13 protein-coding genes are annotated in these 14516 nt (G+C 70.3%); 6 read left to right on the top strand and 7 right to left on the bottom strand.

The window, feature by feature from the left end; translation table 11 throughout:
* Nucleotides 1-48 precede the first annotated feature (48 nt).
* Nucleotides 49-519 carry a phosphoribosyl-ATP diphosphatase gene (locus ACG83_RS26860; RefSeq protein WP_054569007.1) on the bottom strand — a complete coding sequence of 157 codons (471 nt, stop codon included), beginning with the start codon at nt 517-519 and terminating at the stop codon, nt 49-51.
* Nucleotides 520-796: 277 nt separating this feature from the next.
* Here ACG83_RS26860 and ACG83_RS26855 point away from each other — a divergent pair, with 277 nt between their 5' ends.
* Nucleotides 797-1603, top strand: a complete 807-nt coding sequence (locus ACG83_RS26855; RefSeq protein WP_054569006.1) for an HAD family hydrolase — start codon at nt 797-799, stop codon at nt 1601-1603.
* Nucleotides 1604-1631: 28 nt separating this feature from the next.
* On the opposite strand, the gene ACG83_RS26850 is transcribed toward ACG83_RS26855, so the two are convergent.
* The 3 genes from ACG83_RS26850 to ACG83_RS26840 form a co-directional block, all read right to left on the bottom strand.
* Nucleotides 1632-2549, bottom strand: coding sequence for a helix-turn-helix transcriptional regulator (locus ACG83_RS26850; RefSeq protein WP_054569005.1), 918 nt, complete (start codon nt 2547-2549; stop codon nt 1632-1634).
* 133 nt (nt 2550-2682) lie between these two features.
* On the bottom strand, nt 2683-2892 hold the full coding sequence (locus tag ACG83_RS26845) for a hypothetical protein (RefSeq protein ID WP_054569004.1): 210 nt from the start codon (nt 2890-2892) through the stop codon (nt 2683-2685).
* A gap of 496 nt (nt 2893-3388) precedes the next feature.
* Nucleotides 3389-3589: a hypothetical protein gene (locus tag ACG83_RS26840; RefSeq protein WP_054569003.1), complete on the bottom strand. Its 201-nt coding sequence runs from the start codon at nt 3587-3589 to the stop codon at nt 3389-3391.
* A gap of 588 nt (nt 3590-4177) precedes the next feature.
* Between ACG83_RS26840 and ACG83_RS26835 the strand changes: the two genes are divergently transcribed.
* From ACG83_RS26835 to ACG83_RS26825, 3 genes are all read left to right on the top strand, one after another.
* Complete coding sequence (locus tag ACG83_RS26835; RefSeq protein WP_054569002.1) at nt 4178-5599, top strand: hypothetical protein; 1422 nt, start codon at nt 4178-4180, stop codon at nt 5597-5599.
* Nucleotides 5600-5768: 169 nt separating this feature from the next.
* Nucleotides 5769-7340 carry a TldD/PmbA family protein gene (locus tag ACG83_RS26830; RefSeq protein WP_054569001.1) on the top strand — a complete coding sequence of 524 codons (1572 nt, stop codon included), beginning with the start codon at nt 5769-5771 and terminating at the stop codon, nt 7338-7340.
* Nucleotides 7337-8833, top strand: a complete 1497-nt coding sequence (locus tag ACG83_RS26825; protein ID WP_054569000.1) for a metallopeptidase TldD-related protein — start codon at nt 7337-7339, stop codon at nt 8831-8833. Before ACG83_RS26830 ends, ACG83_RS26825 begins: the two co-directional genes overlap by 4 nt.
* Before the next feature lie 63 nt (nt 8834-8896).
* On the opposite strand, the gene ACG83_RS26820 is transcribed toward ACG83_RS26825, so the two are convergent.
* The 3 genes from ACG83_RS26820 to ACG83_RS26810 form a co-directional block, all read right to left on the bottom strand.
* Nucleotides 8897-9466: a bacterial proteasome activator family protein gene (locus ACG83_RS26820; protein WP_054568999.1), complete on the bottom strand. Its 570-nt coding sequence runs from the start codon at nt 9464-9466 to the stop codon at nt 8897-8899.
* Nucleotides 9467-9693: 227 nt separating this feature from the next.
* Nucleotides 9694-10686 (bottom strand): NAD(P)H-quinone oxidoreductase, encoded by a 993-nt coding sequence (locus ACG83_RS26815; RefSeq protein WP_076828860.1) that lies wholly within the window; start codon nt 10684-10686, stop codon nt 9694-9696.
* Nucleotides 10687-10734: 48 nt separating this feature from the next.
* The gene (locus tag ACG83_RS26810) at nt 10735-10938 is read right to left on the bottom strand and encodes a hypothetical protein (RefSeq protein ID WP_054568997.1); all 204 of its coding nucleotides are present in this window, start codon (nt 10936-10938) and stop codon (nt 10735-10737) included.
* A 590-nt stretch (nt 10939-11528) separates the two neighbouring features.
* Between ACG83_RS26810 and ACG83_RS26805 the strand changes: the two genes are divergently transcribed.
* Entirely contained in the window at nt 11529-12485 is a 957-nt protein-coding gene (locus tag ACG83_RS26805) for a SigE family RNA polymerase sigma factor (protein WP_054569172.1), read from the top strand.
* Nucleotides 12486-12620: 135 nt separating this feature from the next.
* Nucleotides 12621-14222, top strand: coding sequence for a hypothetical protein (locus tag ACG83_RS26800; protein WP_152991525.1), 1602 nt, complete (start codon nt 12621-12623; stop codon nt 14220-14222).
* Nucleotides 14223-14516 lie beyond the last annotated feature (294 nt).

The following is a 14516-nucleotide window of genomic DNA, read 5'->3' as shown; positions in this document are numbered from 1 at the left end:
CGCCGACGGCGCACACGGCACACACGGCCGCGGAGAAAACGGACGTACTCACAGGCGCGAGTATACGTCGTCCAGGGAAAGGCCCAGGGAAATCATCATCAGCTGACTCCAGTAGAGCAGCTGTGAGAGTTCCTCGGCCGCTCGCTCGCGGCTCTCGTGCTCAGCGGCCATCCAGGCCTCGGCGGCCTCCTCCACAAGCTTCTTACCCAAGTGGTGCAGGCCTTGGTCCAGCGCGGCGACGGTGCCCGAGCCCGGCGACCGGTCGCGCCATTTTCCCGCGAGCTCCGCAAAGAGTTCGTCAAATGTTTTTCTTTCCCGGCTGCCGCTTCCTGCGCCAAGCGCGGATTCGGTGGCGGACGGCGGCGATGTGACCGATGCAGCCGGCCCGCCGAACTCGACGCCCTCAGCCGCGGCCGCGCCTCGGGAACCAGCCCCGGCGCCGCTGCCGGAACCCCCCACTCCGCCAGCACCGCCGGTCGCGGACGGACGGGCCGCGTCGGGCGCGTCGGAAAGGACCATGCCCGCATGCTACCCGCAGCCGCCGGGCCGGACGCCGACCATGATCGTCGATCCGATCCATGCGACCAGGCCAGGGACGCCGATCAGCACTCGAGGCACCCGGCCTCGACTCTGGCCGCAGGCACACCTGAGGCCACAGCGGATCAGCTCGATGAGCTATCCGAGTCGACATCACCGGTGGGTCGACGCACTCCGGGCGATGCTCTGGTATCGACTGGTAGCGACCCGAAGCCGACACCACCGAGCCCGCTCAGACGATGGTGCGGCATCGCTGCGAATGGTTGACTCATTACTTGTGTCCCGTCCCGCTCTTGTCGCCACCGACCTGGACGGAACCCTGATCCGTACCGACGGCACCGTCTCCGACCGGACCAGGGACGCGCTGCGCCAGGTCGAGGGTGCTGGCGCGACCGTCGTGTTCGTCACCGGTCGCCCCACCCGGGTGATGGCTGACATCGTCCGCCAGACCGCGGTCTCCGGCCTCGCCATCTGCGCCAACGGCGCACTCGTCTACGATCTTGACGCTCGCGTCGCGGTGCGCGAGACAGTCCTGGAGCGGTCGGCGGCGGTGCGGCTCGCGCAGGCGATCCGGGAGGTGGTGCCCGGTGTGGCCTTCGCGGTGGAGAGCGGGTTGCGGTTCGGGCGGGAACCCGAGTTCCTCACCATGTGGCCGGACCCGGACGAGGTCGTCGGCAGTTTCCAGGAGCTCCTCGACCTCCTGCCGACCGCGAAGCTCCTCGTCCGCCGGGGCGGAACAGTGATGACCGACGTGTACCAGACGGTCGTCAGCATCGCCGGATCCGACGCGGCCGTGACCATGTCGAGCGCCGACCTGATCGAGATCTCCGGGCCGGGTGTCTCGAAGGCGGTCGCTCTGGCCGAGCTTGCGGCAGGCTGCGGGATCGGGCCCACCGACGTCGTGGCCTTCGGGGACATGCCGAATGACCTGCCGATGTTCGCCTGGGCCGGGCATTCGGTGGCGGTGGCGAACGCGCATCCGGAGGTCCTCGCGGCCGCCGACGAGATCACGGCCTCCAACGACGACGACGGCGTCGCCCAGGTGCTGGAGCGCCTCTACCGCTGACGTGGCCTGGTGCTCCCGTCGGCGCGGGTCAGCTGGGACGCGCCAGATCCGCGTACAGGGTCTTGTAGGAATCGGTCATCCGCGCCAGATCGGTTTCGGAGTTCTTGACGAAGTAGTCGTGTACCCGCCGGTAGAAGTCCACGGTCCGCCGGTCCCGCACAATTGTCGCCTCAATCGACTCGAGCATGACGGCCCGATCGTCGAGAAGTGTGAAGCCCTGGGCCGGCGGAAACCGAAGCTCCACCCCGCGGGGCACGATGCGGACCGTGACATTGGGCAGATCCGCGACCTTTTCGATGCGGTCGATCTGCGCGAGCATGTAGGCCGGCGGGGCGAACCGGTTACTGAGCACTGATTCCATCATGACGAAGTCAAAGATCCGCTGCGGCTCGTAAAGGCGCTCCTGCCGCTGGGCCCGCAGGGAGACCGTGGCCGCGGTGTCGGCGTACCACTCCTGTTCGGACGTGTCCTCCGCGTACTGAAGTGAGAAGTATCCGTTCACCACGCGCCGGGTGTACTCACTGATCTGCAGCAGGCCCGGGACGGCCACGGGTTCGTAGCTTCGCAGCTCCCGTGCCCGCCCTTCCTCGGTGAAGTAGTCGTGCTGCCCGACGGCGCCGATCCGGCGCCGTCCGCCGCGCCGCGCGGCCGCGTTCTGGAGCTTCTCCGCGTCGTCCATCAGGTTCCGATACGCGTTCTCCGGCGCGTCGAGAGCCCTGGCGATGCGCTCGACGTCCGCCGGAGTGGGACGTAACAGGCCCCGCTCAAGCTTGGAGATCTTCGCCTGACTCATGTCGACCTTGGCACCGAGGGCCTCGCCGGTCAGGCCGCGGGCCCGACGCAGGGAGCCGAGGATCCGGCCGATGTTGACCGCCGAGGAACGAGCGCCGTGGTCGTCGACGTCGTACGCAGACGCAGAAGACGTGCCCGGTCCGATATCCGCCATTGTTACCTCGGTACGGTCAGTGAGCCTTTTCCATCTCACGGTGCACGGTCAGGGGTTCCGCAGGGCCGAGTAGACAACGGAAAAGGCTCATTGCATCGGGCCGGCGAACGGCGAGGTTCTCGGCGGTCGGTGGCTACCCGTCTACGGCGGGCAGCTTCCGAATCGCATCGACGAGCAGCTGGCGAGGAATCCGTACCAGGGTCTCGCCTTCCGGCACCTCACCGGCCCCGCGCCGATCCGGGACAATATAACCCTGCACCACCAGATCGGTACCCTCGGTGGTGTAAATGGTCGGACATCCCGACGTGTTGCAGGCCATGCCGACCAACGGGGTGAGCTCCATCGCTCCGCGGCTCCTGACTGTCAGCTCGACGACACCGCCGGCCGCCACGAATACTAGCTCGGATCGGAGGCATATGCGGGCGGCCGGCCGAATACTCCGGACTCGGGCCCGTAGCCGCTTGAATATAGCGGCGGAGCTGGCGACCCTCCGGCAGGGCACGCATGAGCGAGGCACCAGGTCGCCCGGTTACCCGACAGGATCCAACCACGTTCCGTAATCGCACTGGAATACTTTGTTACCAAAGCCGGCTCTGTTCCGCGACAAACCGGCACCGCGTACTCGGGGTGGCGGGCTCCGACCGCCTGAGCCAGTCCGACCCGCATCCGTGCTCGCATCCAGGCCCGCAGCGTCGGCCCGCCTCACACCCGACCCGGCACACCGCCACACACCCGACCCGGCACACCGGCTCAGAAACGCCGGCGCATTGCCTCAGAAACGCCGGCGCACGGCGTCAGTTACGCCGATGCACGGCCTCAGCAACCACGACGCACCCCACTCACAGCGGGCCGAGCCGCCGGGCCGCTTCCAGCAACAGGGCCGACGGGATGACAACCAGCGCCTCGCCGGGCGACAGGACCACGGCGGCCGGCGGCGGATCCATCTGATCACCCCGGATGACGATCGCGCCCGATTCGTCCAGGAACACCGCCGGGCACGCGGCGGTGTTACAGACAGCCGCCAACGGGGTCAGAGTCATCGATTCAGCCTCTCTGTACTCACCTCGGCCACCGGTCGACCCGGTTGGGCATCGCGCGTGACGCAAACGAACGATGCCGCCGTTCGTCTCACGGGGAGGCAAGCCCGAGTAGAGCATAAAGATGCGCTTCACGCCCACCGCTACGCATGGAAAATCAGTTCGGAGATCGACAAGATATAGACGATGAGAGAAAGTGGGGATAATCACGCCCTGTAACCACTCTATATCTTCGCGTAATCAAATATCGACTTTCGGCGCGATCTCAGAAAGATCAAGGATTATTCGTCAAAAGGACCTTGTGGCACAGCGCTACAGGAGTCACGATTCGAGACACCCCGACAGACCCTATCGGGGGCGTTCCACAGGTCCTCCCGCACCCGAGGAGGTGCATCGGATGTCTGGCACGGGGGCGCGGTCATCCGCGGAACCACGGCCGGGTGGAGCGCCGTGTTCCTCCCCGACCACACACGTCTTCTGCTGCGCCGGAGTTGCGCCGGCACCGGTCCGTACGGGTGCCTCCAGCCCGTCTCCAGCGGCACCGATCGAGCCAGCAGCATCCCCCGGGAACCGATACGGGGGAGAACAGGAATGAGCGTGCTCACCAGCAACGACCTCCATCCGGGCCTGTCAGTCGGGGCGGCGGTCATCGGTGTGGCATTGACTGTCTTCAGCGCCAGGCGCAGAAGGCTTCGCGCCGCCTTCCTGCTCGCGCTTCTCACCGTGTTGCTGGCCGGCGCGGCCGGCGTCGGCGCCCTGGTCGCAGGTGAGTCCACCGCCACGTCGCACGACGGCAACCACGACGGAAACCTTGCGCTGCCGGGTGTACCGCCGGAAACGGTCCGTTCGGGTCCCACGGACGCCGGCGACCACGGGATCTCCCTGATTCCGACGGTCGCGGGAGCGGTCCTTGTGCTGCTCGGCATAGCCGTCCACGCGCCCTGGCCCCGACGGTCCGACCGGCGACGCGGTCCCCGGGGCGACGACGGCGAACCGGGCGACCGGCGCCTGTTCCGGCGGCGATTCCGAAACAGATATCGGGGCGATTCCGACCTGCGGTCGAGACCGGATCCGACCGCGGTGCGGTGGACCCACACCCCGCTTCCCACTCCCCGCCAGCACCTCGACGGCGCGGAACAGGGAAGCGGTATACGTCTTTCCGACCTGTTCGACCCGGATCTGCCCGGCACCGGAAATCCGGATCCATGGCCAGCCGGCGGTGTCATCGCGACTCGGCCAGAGCCGGGTGAACCGAGCGAGGTGGCCGACGGCTATCCGGTGGAGGACTGGTATCCGGCGGATGAGGTGCTGGAGAACGATTTCTGGTGCCTCCCGCGAAGGGACGCGGAGCACCCCGATCCGGCCGCGGGTCGTTGGGAGCACGCCGAGCACGCCGGTTCCGGAGAACCCGCCGGGCCCGGAGCACCCGTTGACAACCAGAACGATGCCGCCGCGTGGGATGACATGGCTGACGACTGGGAGGAGGAGACCCCGGTTTTCCCCGCGCCACCGCGCAGTGCCTGGCGCACCAGGGAGGATCCGTTCCTCGAGAACCTCTCGGCCCGAATCGAGCGCGTCGTCCGGCTGTACATGAGCGCGGTGACGCCGCGGGCCGGCCAGCCGGCCCGGGTCGACCCGTACGCGCCGGACGCCCGTCACTTCGTCTGCGCGCTGACCATGACGTTCGATCTCTTCGGCGGGCAGGCGCCGGCCGCACACCTGGACAGTCTGGTCGCGGCCGTTCGCGAGGTCGAGCGCCGGTGGGACGTCGTCGGCACCCGTGCCGGGCTGAGCACCTCCGGGTCCCTGCTGTCCCGCCGGGCCGCGGGCCCTGGGATGCCGGAGCAGGACGACGAGCGGGCACGCCCCGCGGTCGCCAAGCACCGCATCCGGATACCGCCACGACCACCGGTACCGCCGTCCTCTGGTGGGGAGCCCGACGACTCACGGCGCGGACCTGTCCGTCGGCGCCCCGGCGAGCATCCGCCGGGAGGCCAGCAGCGTCCGCGCTGATCCGGCGGGCCGCGCCCGGCGGCACGGCTCACGGCACGACTCACCACACGGCTCACCACACGGCTCGTGGCATGGCTCGCGGCAGGCTCACCCCACCGGTCGGCGACGCGATCGCGATGACGGAGCACGCGATCGCGTGGCAGGCGCGCCGACAGGCCAGGATGGGGGTATGGCGCCTTCCGTTCCCGGGGATCCGGCCACTCCGGCTCTGCCACCGCATCAGATCGACGAGGAGTTCCGTGCGCTGCCCACCGCGGCTCTCACGGACGCAGCCCTCCAGACCGCCCGCGACCTCGGCGTCAGCCATGCGGACATCCGGGTCGAACGGCTCAAGGAGTCGTCGCTCTCCTTCCGTGACGCCGGCCTGGAGAGCCGCTCCGACGGCGTCACCGCGGGCTTCGCGGTGCGGGTGGTGCACGACGGGACCTGGGGCTTCGCCGCCGGCGTCGACCTGACGGTGGACGAGGCCGTCCGCGTCGCCCGAGAGGCGGTGGCGATGGCGAAGGTGGCCAGGCCGCTCAACTCGGAACCGGTGGAGCTGGCCGACGAGCCGGTCCACGCCGGCGCCACCTGGGTGTCCGCCTACGGTTCGGACCCGTTCGCCATCGACCCACGGGATCAGATCGAGCGGGTCGGCGGCCTGTGTCGAACACTGTTCGCCGCCCAGGACGTCGATCACGTGGACGGGCACTTCGAGGCCGTCATGGAGAACAAGTTCTATGCCGACACCGCTGGCACGGACACCAGCCAGCAGCGGGTTCGGGTGATCTGCCAGCTCGAGGCGACCCGGGTGGATCCGGCCGGCGGCTTCGAGACGATGCGCACGATCGCGCCGCCGGTCGGCCGCGGCTGGGAGTGGATGGTCGCCGGCCCGGCGGCGGGCTGCTGGGACTGGGAGGCCGAGCTCGACCTGATCCCGTCGTTGCTGGCGGAGAAGGCGAAGGCGTCATCCGTCGAGCCGGGCCGCTACGACCTCGTCGTCGATCCGTCCAATCTCTGGCTGACGATCCACGAGTCCGTCGGGCACGCCACCGAGCTCGACCGCGCGCTCGGCTACGAGGCCGCGTACGCGGGGACGTCCTTCGCCACCCTCGACCAGCTCGGGTCGCTGCGGTACGGCTCGCCGGCCATGACGGTGACCGGCGATCGCACGGCGCCCCACGGGCTGGCCACGATCGGGTACGACGACGAGGGCGTGCGGACCGGTCGGTGGGACATCGTCCGCGACGGTGTCCTGGTCGGCTACCAGCTCGACCGGCGAATGGCCGCCCAGAACGCGGCCGCGCTCGGCGTGGACCGCTCGAACGGCTGCGCGTTCGCCGACTCGCCAGGCCATGTCCCGATCCAGCGGATGGCGAACGTGTCGCTGCTCCCCGCGCCCGGTGGCCCGTCGACCGAGGAGCTGATCAGCCGGGTGGACCGCGGCATCTACGTGGTCGGCGACCGGAGCTGGTCCATCGACATGCAGCGCTACAACTTCCAGTTCACCGGGCAGCGCTTCTACGAGATCCGCAAGGGGCAGCTGGTGGGCCAGCTGCGCGACGTCGCCTACCAGGCCACCACCACCGACTTCTGGGGCTCGCTGGACGCTGTCGGCGGCCCGCAGACCTACGTGCTGGGTGGGGCGTTCAACTGCGGCAAGGGCCAGCCCGGCCAGGTCGCCGCGGTCAGCCATGGCTGCCCGACGGCACTGTTCCGCAACGTCAACATCCTTAACACCCGTCGTGAGGGCGGGCGATGAGCGGGGGGTTCCCGGTGGCCGGGGCGGCACACGCGATCCGGGCCTCGCACGAGATCGTCGAGCGAGCGCTGGAACTGTCCCGCGCGGACGGCGCGATCGTCATCGCCAGTGAGTCCAGCACGGTCAACCTGCGCTGGGCGAACAACACCCTGACCACGAACGGTGCCGCCCGGGACCGGTCGGTGACGGTCATCAGTGTCGTCGGGCGGTCCTTCGGCGTGCGTACCACCTCCGCGGTGGACGGGCCGGGCGGCGACGGTGACCTCGCTGTCCTGGAGGCGCTGGTCCGTGCCTCGGAAGCGGCCGCGCGGGAGTCGGAGGACGCCGAGGACTACAGCGAGCTGATCACCCCGGCGGGCGGCCCGCCGGCCGCGTCCGCGGGGTCGCCGGGATCGCCGGTCGGCGTCTTCACCGACCCGGCCGAGCGGACCAGCAGCGCGGTGTTCGCGGCGTTCGCCCGTGATCTCGCCGAGGCGTTCGGCGCCGCCCGTGCCGAGGACCGGCGGCTGTTCGGCTTCGCCTCACATGACCTCACCACCACCTGGCTCGGGACGTCGACCGGCCTGCGGCTGCGCCACAGCCAGCCGACCGGTTCGGTGGAGTGGAACGCCAAGAGCAACGTCCCCGGTGGCTCCGTGTGGCACGGCCAGTCCACTCCTGACTTCACCGATGTGGACGTCGCGGCGACCGACCAGCACCTGCGGGCCCGGCTGGCATGGTGTGGCCGCTCCGTCGACCTTCCGGCCGGCCGGTACGAGACGCTGCTGCCACCGTCAGCCGTCGCCGACCTCATGGTCGATCTCTACTGGTCGGCCGCCGGCCGGGACGCCGCCGAAGGGCGCACGGTGTTCAGCCGCCCCGGCGGCGGAACGCGCATCGGGGAGATGATCGGCCCGGCGGGTCTGCGGCTGTGGAGCGACCCCGGTGCGGCCGGCCTGGCAACCACACCGTTCGTCACGGCGGCCTCGTCCTCGGCCACCTCCAGCGTCTTCGACAACGGTCTGCCGCTCGGGCCGACCGACTGGATCCTGGACGGACGCCTCAACGCGCTCGTGCAGACTCGTGCGTCGGCACGGTCAGCCGGCCGCGCCGACGCAGCGCCCGGCATGCCCGGCACGCCCGTCACCCCGCTGGTCGACAACCTGCTCCTCGACGGAGGAGGCACCGCCAGCCTCGACGACATGATTGCCTCGACACGACGCGGCCTGCTTCTGACCTGCCTGTGGTACATCCGCGAGGTGGACCCGGAGGTGCTCCTGCTCACCGGCCTCACCCGGGACGGCGTCTTCCTGGTCGAGGACGGTGAGGTCGTCGGTGCCGTCAACAACTTCCGGTTCAACGAGTCGCCGGTCGACCTGCTGGGCCGCGCCACCGAGATCGGCGCCACCGCACGGACACTGCCCCGCGAATGGGCCGACTGGTTCACCCTCGCGCGGATGCCCACGCTACGGATCCCCGACTTCAACATGAGCTCGGTGAGCCCGGCCAGCTGATCAGGTGCTTGCCTGATCACGAGGGTCCGTTGGAATCCCCCGCGGTTCACGCGGGGGAGGACGTCAAAGGTAGGTACCGCCGAAGGGCTCGTTGCCGCCCTGCTGCTGCTGACCGCTGGGAAGCGCGCGCCGACGCATCTCCTCGAGCTGGGCGCGCGCCGCCATCTGCTGGGCGAACAGCGCTGTCTGCAGCCCGTGGAAAAGCCCTTCGAGCCAGCCGACGAGCTGCGCCTGGGCGATGCGGAGCTCTCCGTCGGACGGCGTCACGTTCTCGTCGAACGGGAGGGAGAGCCGGGCGAGCTCCTCCCTCAGCTCCGGCGCGAGGCCGTCCGACAGCTCGGCGATCGAGCTCTGATGGATCCGGCGGAGCCGGACCCGGCTGGCGTCGTCCAGCGGCGCCGCCCGCACCTCGTCAAGCAGTTGCTTGATCATCGTGCCGATTCGCATGACCTTGTCGGGCTGGGACACCATGTCGGCGAACGGGTTCTTGACCTCGCCGTCCGACCCCTCGGCCGCCGGGTGGGAGCCGGGTTCCGCGGACGGTGTGAGCGGCACGCCGACCGCCCCACGGACCTCCTGCAGGGCGCCGTCCGGGCCGACGACGACGACGCGGGGTTTCGGTTGGTCTGTCATGCCTCCATCCTGCCCTCCCGAGCGGGCGAGTCCATCCAACGGAATCGCCGGCTCCTGTTCGCGCCGACAACGGTTCACGCTCCGGCCACAGCGCACCGGATGATGGGCCCGCTGCGGGCCGGACGAAACACCAGGAAAGGTGACCAACGGCCGAATTCGTTCCCTGACCCAACCGCGGCGACGACTTCCCTGGTCAGCCCGATGAACAGCTGTTGAGCACCGGCCGATCAGCCACCGACGTTCAGGATGACCTTGCCCACGTGCCCGAGCTCCTCCACGATCCGGTGGGCCGCCTGGACGTCCGAGATCGGGAGAACACGGTCGATCACCGGCTGGATGCGCCCCTCGGCGACCAGCGGCCACACGTGCTGCCGGACCCCCGCGACGATCCGCGCCTTCTGCCCGGCCGGGCGGTTGCGCAGCGACAGCGCGTGCACGCTGCCCCGCTTGGGCAGCAGGGCCGACAGGTTCAGCGTCCCCTTGGTGCCCCCCTGCAGGCCGATCACGACGAGTCGACCATCCGGCGCAAGCAGCGAGACGTTGCGCTCCAGATAGGACGCGCCCATGTTGTCGAGGATCACGTCCGCGCCGTGGCCACCGGTCTCCTCCCGCACCCGGGCGACGAAATCCTCGTCCCGGTAGGAGATCGTGATGTTCGCGCCGAGCTCACGGCAGCGCGCGAGCTTCTCCGCGCTGCCCGCGGTGGCCGCGATCACCGCGGCCGGGCGCAGCGCCCGCACCGCCTGGATCGCGAAGGTCCCGATCCCGGACGCACCACCGTGGACGAGGAAGACCTCACCGTCCGCCAGCTCCGCGCGTTCGAAGACCGTTGAGTACACAGTGCAGGCCACCTCCGCCAGGCCCGCGGCGTGGACGAGGGTCACGCCGGCGGGCACCGGCAGAAGCTGGCCCGCCGGGACGTTCACCCGGGTCGCATACCCCCCGCCGGCAAGCAGTGCACACACCTCGTCGCCCGGCGCGAACCCTGCGACACCGGGGCCCACCACGGCTACTCGGCCCGAGCACTCCAGGCCGATGATGTCGCTCTCACCGGGCGGAGGAGGGTAGAAACCCTGCCGCTGCAGCAGGTCCGCACGGTTGACCGCGGTGGCCACGACGTCGAGCGTGACCTCGCCCGGCCCCGGCGGAGGAAGATCGGGCACCTCCGCCCAGGTCATGACATCAGGGCCACCGGGCGCGCTCACTGTCACCGCATGCACGAAGGTCACTGTACGGCGCGGGGCACGTCCGGCCCGGCGCATTCGCGCTCAGACGGGCTCCGGCTCCGGCTCCGGCCGCTCGGGGACCGGGGGCGTGTAGGGGGACGGCTCGTGGGGCGCCGGCGGAAGATCCGGGCTGTCGGGAAGCAGCGGGCCCGGGTCGTCCGGAATGGGCGCGTCCGGGTCGAGCGGGGGTGGGTCGAGCGGGGGTGGGCTGTCGGGACGCCGCGGGACCGCCGCGGCCACTGCCATCGGCCGGCAGGCGACCATCGGCCGGCAGGCAACGCGCGGCCCCCCGGCACGCGAGGCGAGGCCTCCAGCCACGGCGGGGTCAGGGGGCACTGTGTCCGGCGGCACTGTGTCCGGCGGCACTGCGTCCGGCGGCACTGTGTCAGTCAGCGGGGCCATACCGCTCGCCTACCCCGCATCCCGTCGCGGGGAACATCGCGGGCGTACCGCCCCGGCCCGTATCGCGTTCCGCCGTACCACGGCCCCGCTGACGGCTACCCGTTCCACGCGCACCCGCCCAGCGAGCCGGCGCCGTTCCGGTCAGGTACCGGTCCACGCACATCCGTCACGACATCAGGACATGAAACACGAAAGTTCAGCCCATCACGGGCGCCACGAGGACAGTGCCGGAGTGATTGAACGGACCGACGCGGCCGACAACATCCCAGCGACACGATTTAGTCGCCTTCAACCCCTTTCGCGATACTTCCAGCGCGGAGTACCGTCCAATAGTGCGGTGTTATCGCGCCGGTTAACACAACCGCGCCGCCAGCACCGCGCCACCGCGACAAGGGCACACGGGATCGCCCAGACAAGCCTCGGGAGTGTGCCTGGTGAGTGTGGACAGCGTCGCGGAGCTCGGCGCCCATTCCCCTCGGCTGCGCACCGATCACCGACCCCGGTGGGATCCGACGTTGCTGGATCCCACGCTCCTGGAGGCGGTACCACTCGAAGCGGCCCCGCCGGACTGGGGAGCGGAGCTCCTGGCAACAAGCAGCGACGTGGTCACCCAGTGGGGCGGCGACACCGAGGAGCCGGAGCCTCTCCCAGAGCACCCGGCGGACGGCTCGGGCCACCTGGCCGGCCAGCCGAACGCACGGCACGAGTTCCAGATCTTCTTCGAGAACCACCACCGTGAGCTGTCACGCTTCGCCTACCTGCTCACCGGCGACCGCGATGTCGCCGACGACCTGACCGCCGACGCGCTCACCGCGGCCTGGTCCCGCTGGGATCGGGTCAGCGCGGCGGACAGCCCGATCGCCTATGTCCGGCGCATCCTCGCGAACCTCGCGACGAGCCGACTACGCCGGATGATCAGAGAACGCCGCGGCCTGGCGGTACTCGGCATGATGGGCGATCACGCCGGACAAGCTCGTGAGCACGCGGATCTACCGGCCGCGGTCGATCTACGTGCCGCGTTGATGGCCCTGCCCGCACGCAAACGGGCCTGCGTGGTGTTGCGCTACGCGTTTGATCTTTCCGAAGCGGAAACCGCGCGGATCCTCGGCGTTTCGGTCGGCACGGTCAAGAGCCAGACCTCCAAGGCCGTGACCGAGCTGGAACGGCTGCTCGGCGCGCGGCCAGACCTGAGCCCACCCCACGAAGCGGGCAGATCCGTGCCCCAGCAGGAGCCACCCACCACTCGTTCAGCAGCCGCCCGCCGTGGCGGTGCCCCACGGTCCCGGCGGCGCGTCGGTGGCGCGGTGGATCCGGCGGCCGCCGCGCGGTCAGCGTTGAACCGGCTACGGGAGGGCGAGGCGCACGGCCGGCTCCGGGGCAGTGAGAGCTGAGCTGACACGGGGGTCACGCCACCCACGATGTCACCGCTCCCACCCGGATTTCCTGATCGTGGAGGCCGTATGAACGGGCGCGTGCGACAGTGCGCGTTCACGGGTAACCCCCGGTACTCGCATAATGGGCATGTCATGTTCCGTGATCGTTTCACGAGACGCTCTGCTCGCTCCCAGACGGACGAGCACACCCCTGGGAGCGGCATCCCCGACACGCGCCCAGCTTCCACCAACGAGCCGTCGGGCGTTCTCGGCGGCGTGCACAGGCCCACCGAGAACACCGGGCCTGCCAACGCCGGAGCTGCCAGGAAGGCCGGAGCTGCCGGGAACGCCGCGCGCCCCGAATCCGCGCCCGCTGACGATTTCACCAGCACACTGCGGGCCCTGTTCGCCCGCGAACTCGCAAGCCACGATCCGAACACGGAGCGAATCCGTGCCCGCCTCCAGGCAGGAGGCCTGCTCACCACGGAACCCGCGCTGCCCCCGGCCGGCGCGTCCGCCACGGCCGGGACCAGCACGACCGACGACACGCCCGGCACGGACCGCACGGTCGACAGTCGGTCCGCCACGTGGACCCCTCGGTCGACGTCCGGGCGCCGCGACCTGGTGACGAAACGGCCGGGCGGGGTCCGACCACGGCCACGCCCGGCCCAGGACCGAGGCCGAGGCCGCCTGCCGCTCCTCGCCGGTGCCGGCGCCGCGTCGATCGTCGGGGTGTTCCTGCTGAGCAGCGTGCTCACTCACAGCAGCCCCGACCTGGGCACCGTGACTGTCTCATCACACCCGGCAACCCGGACTCCCGTCGCACCCACCACCGAGCCCCCGCCGACCAAGGGCGTCGTGCGGCCGTCCGAACAGCTCGCCGAGTCCGCCGCTCCGACGCGGACTCCGCCGGTGCCGACGCCCACCACCGACGCCACCAGCCCGTCCCCGGGGGAACAACCCAACGGGGGCACCGGTGCCACGAAGCCTGGCACGGTGCGCGGAACGGCGCGTGGGATGGCGGGCTCGGCATCCGGCTCCGGCTGGGGAGGCAGCTCCGGCTGGGGAGGCGGAGCAGGAGGCGGTGCTTCGGACCGTCAGCATGGCCAGCAACAGGACCGTGACTCCTCAACCGGCACGCAGGGCCGCGACGGCGACGACTCCTCCTACCACCGGTTCGGGGACTCGTCCGGCACGGGGCACGATCGCGATGCGTCCACGCGCGAGTCCGCCGGCAGCTCCGCCTCCGCTCGGGTGTTCGGTGCCAGCGAGCGGACGGCCCTACCAGCGCATGGCTGCCTCGACTGGGTGCTGTTCAACGCAGGCGTGCAGACCCGCGCCGCCCATCCGGCCGCGAGCATCGACACCAGCCGCCTGGCCGCGGCCACCGCGGCCGGCAGCTTCCGGAACAGCTTCTCGTGGACGGGTGGCCGGCCGCTCGCGTCCGGCACGGGAGACAACGACCGCCTCGCCACCTCCCGGTTTCGGCTGAGCATCGACGCACGATCGGGTCCCCGACGCCTCGACCTGTATCTCGGGGGGCCGAACGCCGCGTTCACCGTGGTCGTCGGGGACGGCCGGGATGCCGAGTCCCATCAGGTGGCACTGGGCTCGTCGCATGGCGCCAAGGCCAACGGCGACGCCGACGCCGTGCTCTCCGTGTGGCTTCCACGTGCTGCGGGATCGACGCCCATCAGCGTCACGGCGAGCGACGGCAGCCGGATGCTCACCCTCGCGGCGGCCGTCCTCTACTGACCGCCGAGCCGACCCGTCGGCCGAGCCGATCCGTCGGCCGAGCAGACCCGTCGACACCGGCACCGGCTACTGGCGCCGGCAGGTCCACGCCCTCCGACGGCGCCATCACTGCGGCACCGCATCACCCCGAAAAACAACGGAAAAAAAATCCGCGATCCGCGGCAACCTCCGACGGCCCCCGGACGACTGGACATATGAGCGCACCACCGCATACCGCGCCAGGTTGTGGTGGTCGTTCCGGCCCGCCCGATCCCCGCTAACCCCCCCCCAGCCGGGCGGGCGGGCCGAACCGAC

Source organism: Frankia sp. R43 (genome assembly GCF_001306465.1).
In the GTDB taxonomy this organism is placed as follows: Bacteria; Actinomycetota; Actinomycetes; order Frankiales; family Frankiaceae; genus Parafrankia; species Parafrankia irregularis.
Note: the sequence above shows the minus strand (reverse complement) of the source record. Positions and strands in the feature narration are given on the sequence as shown.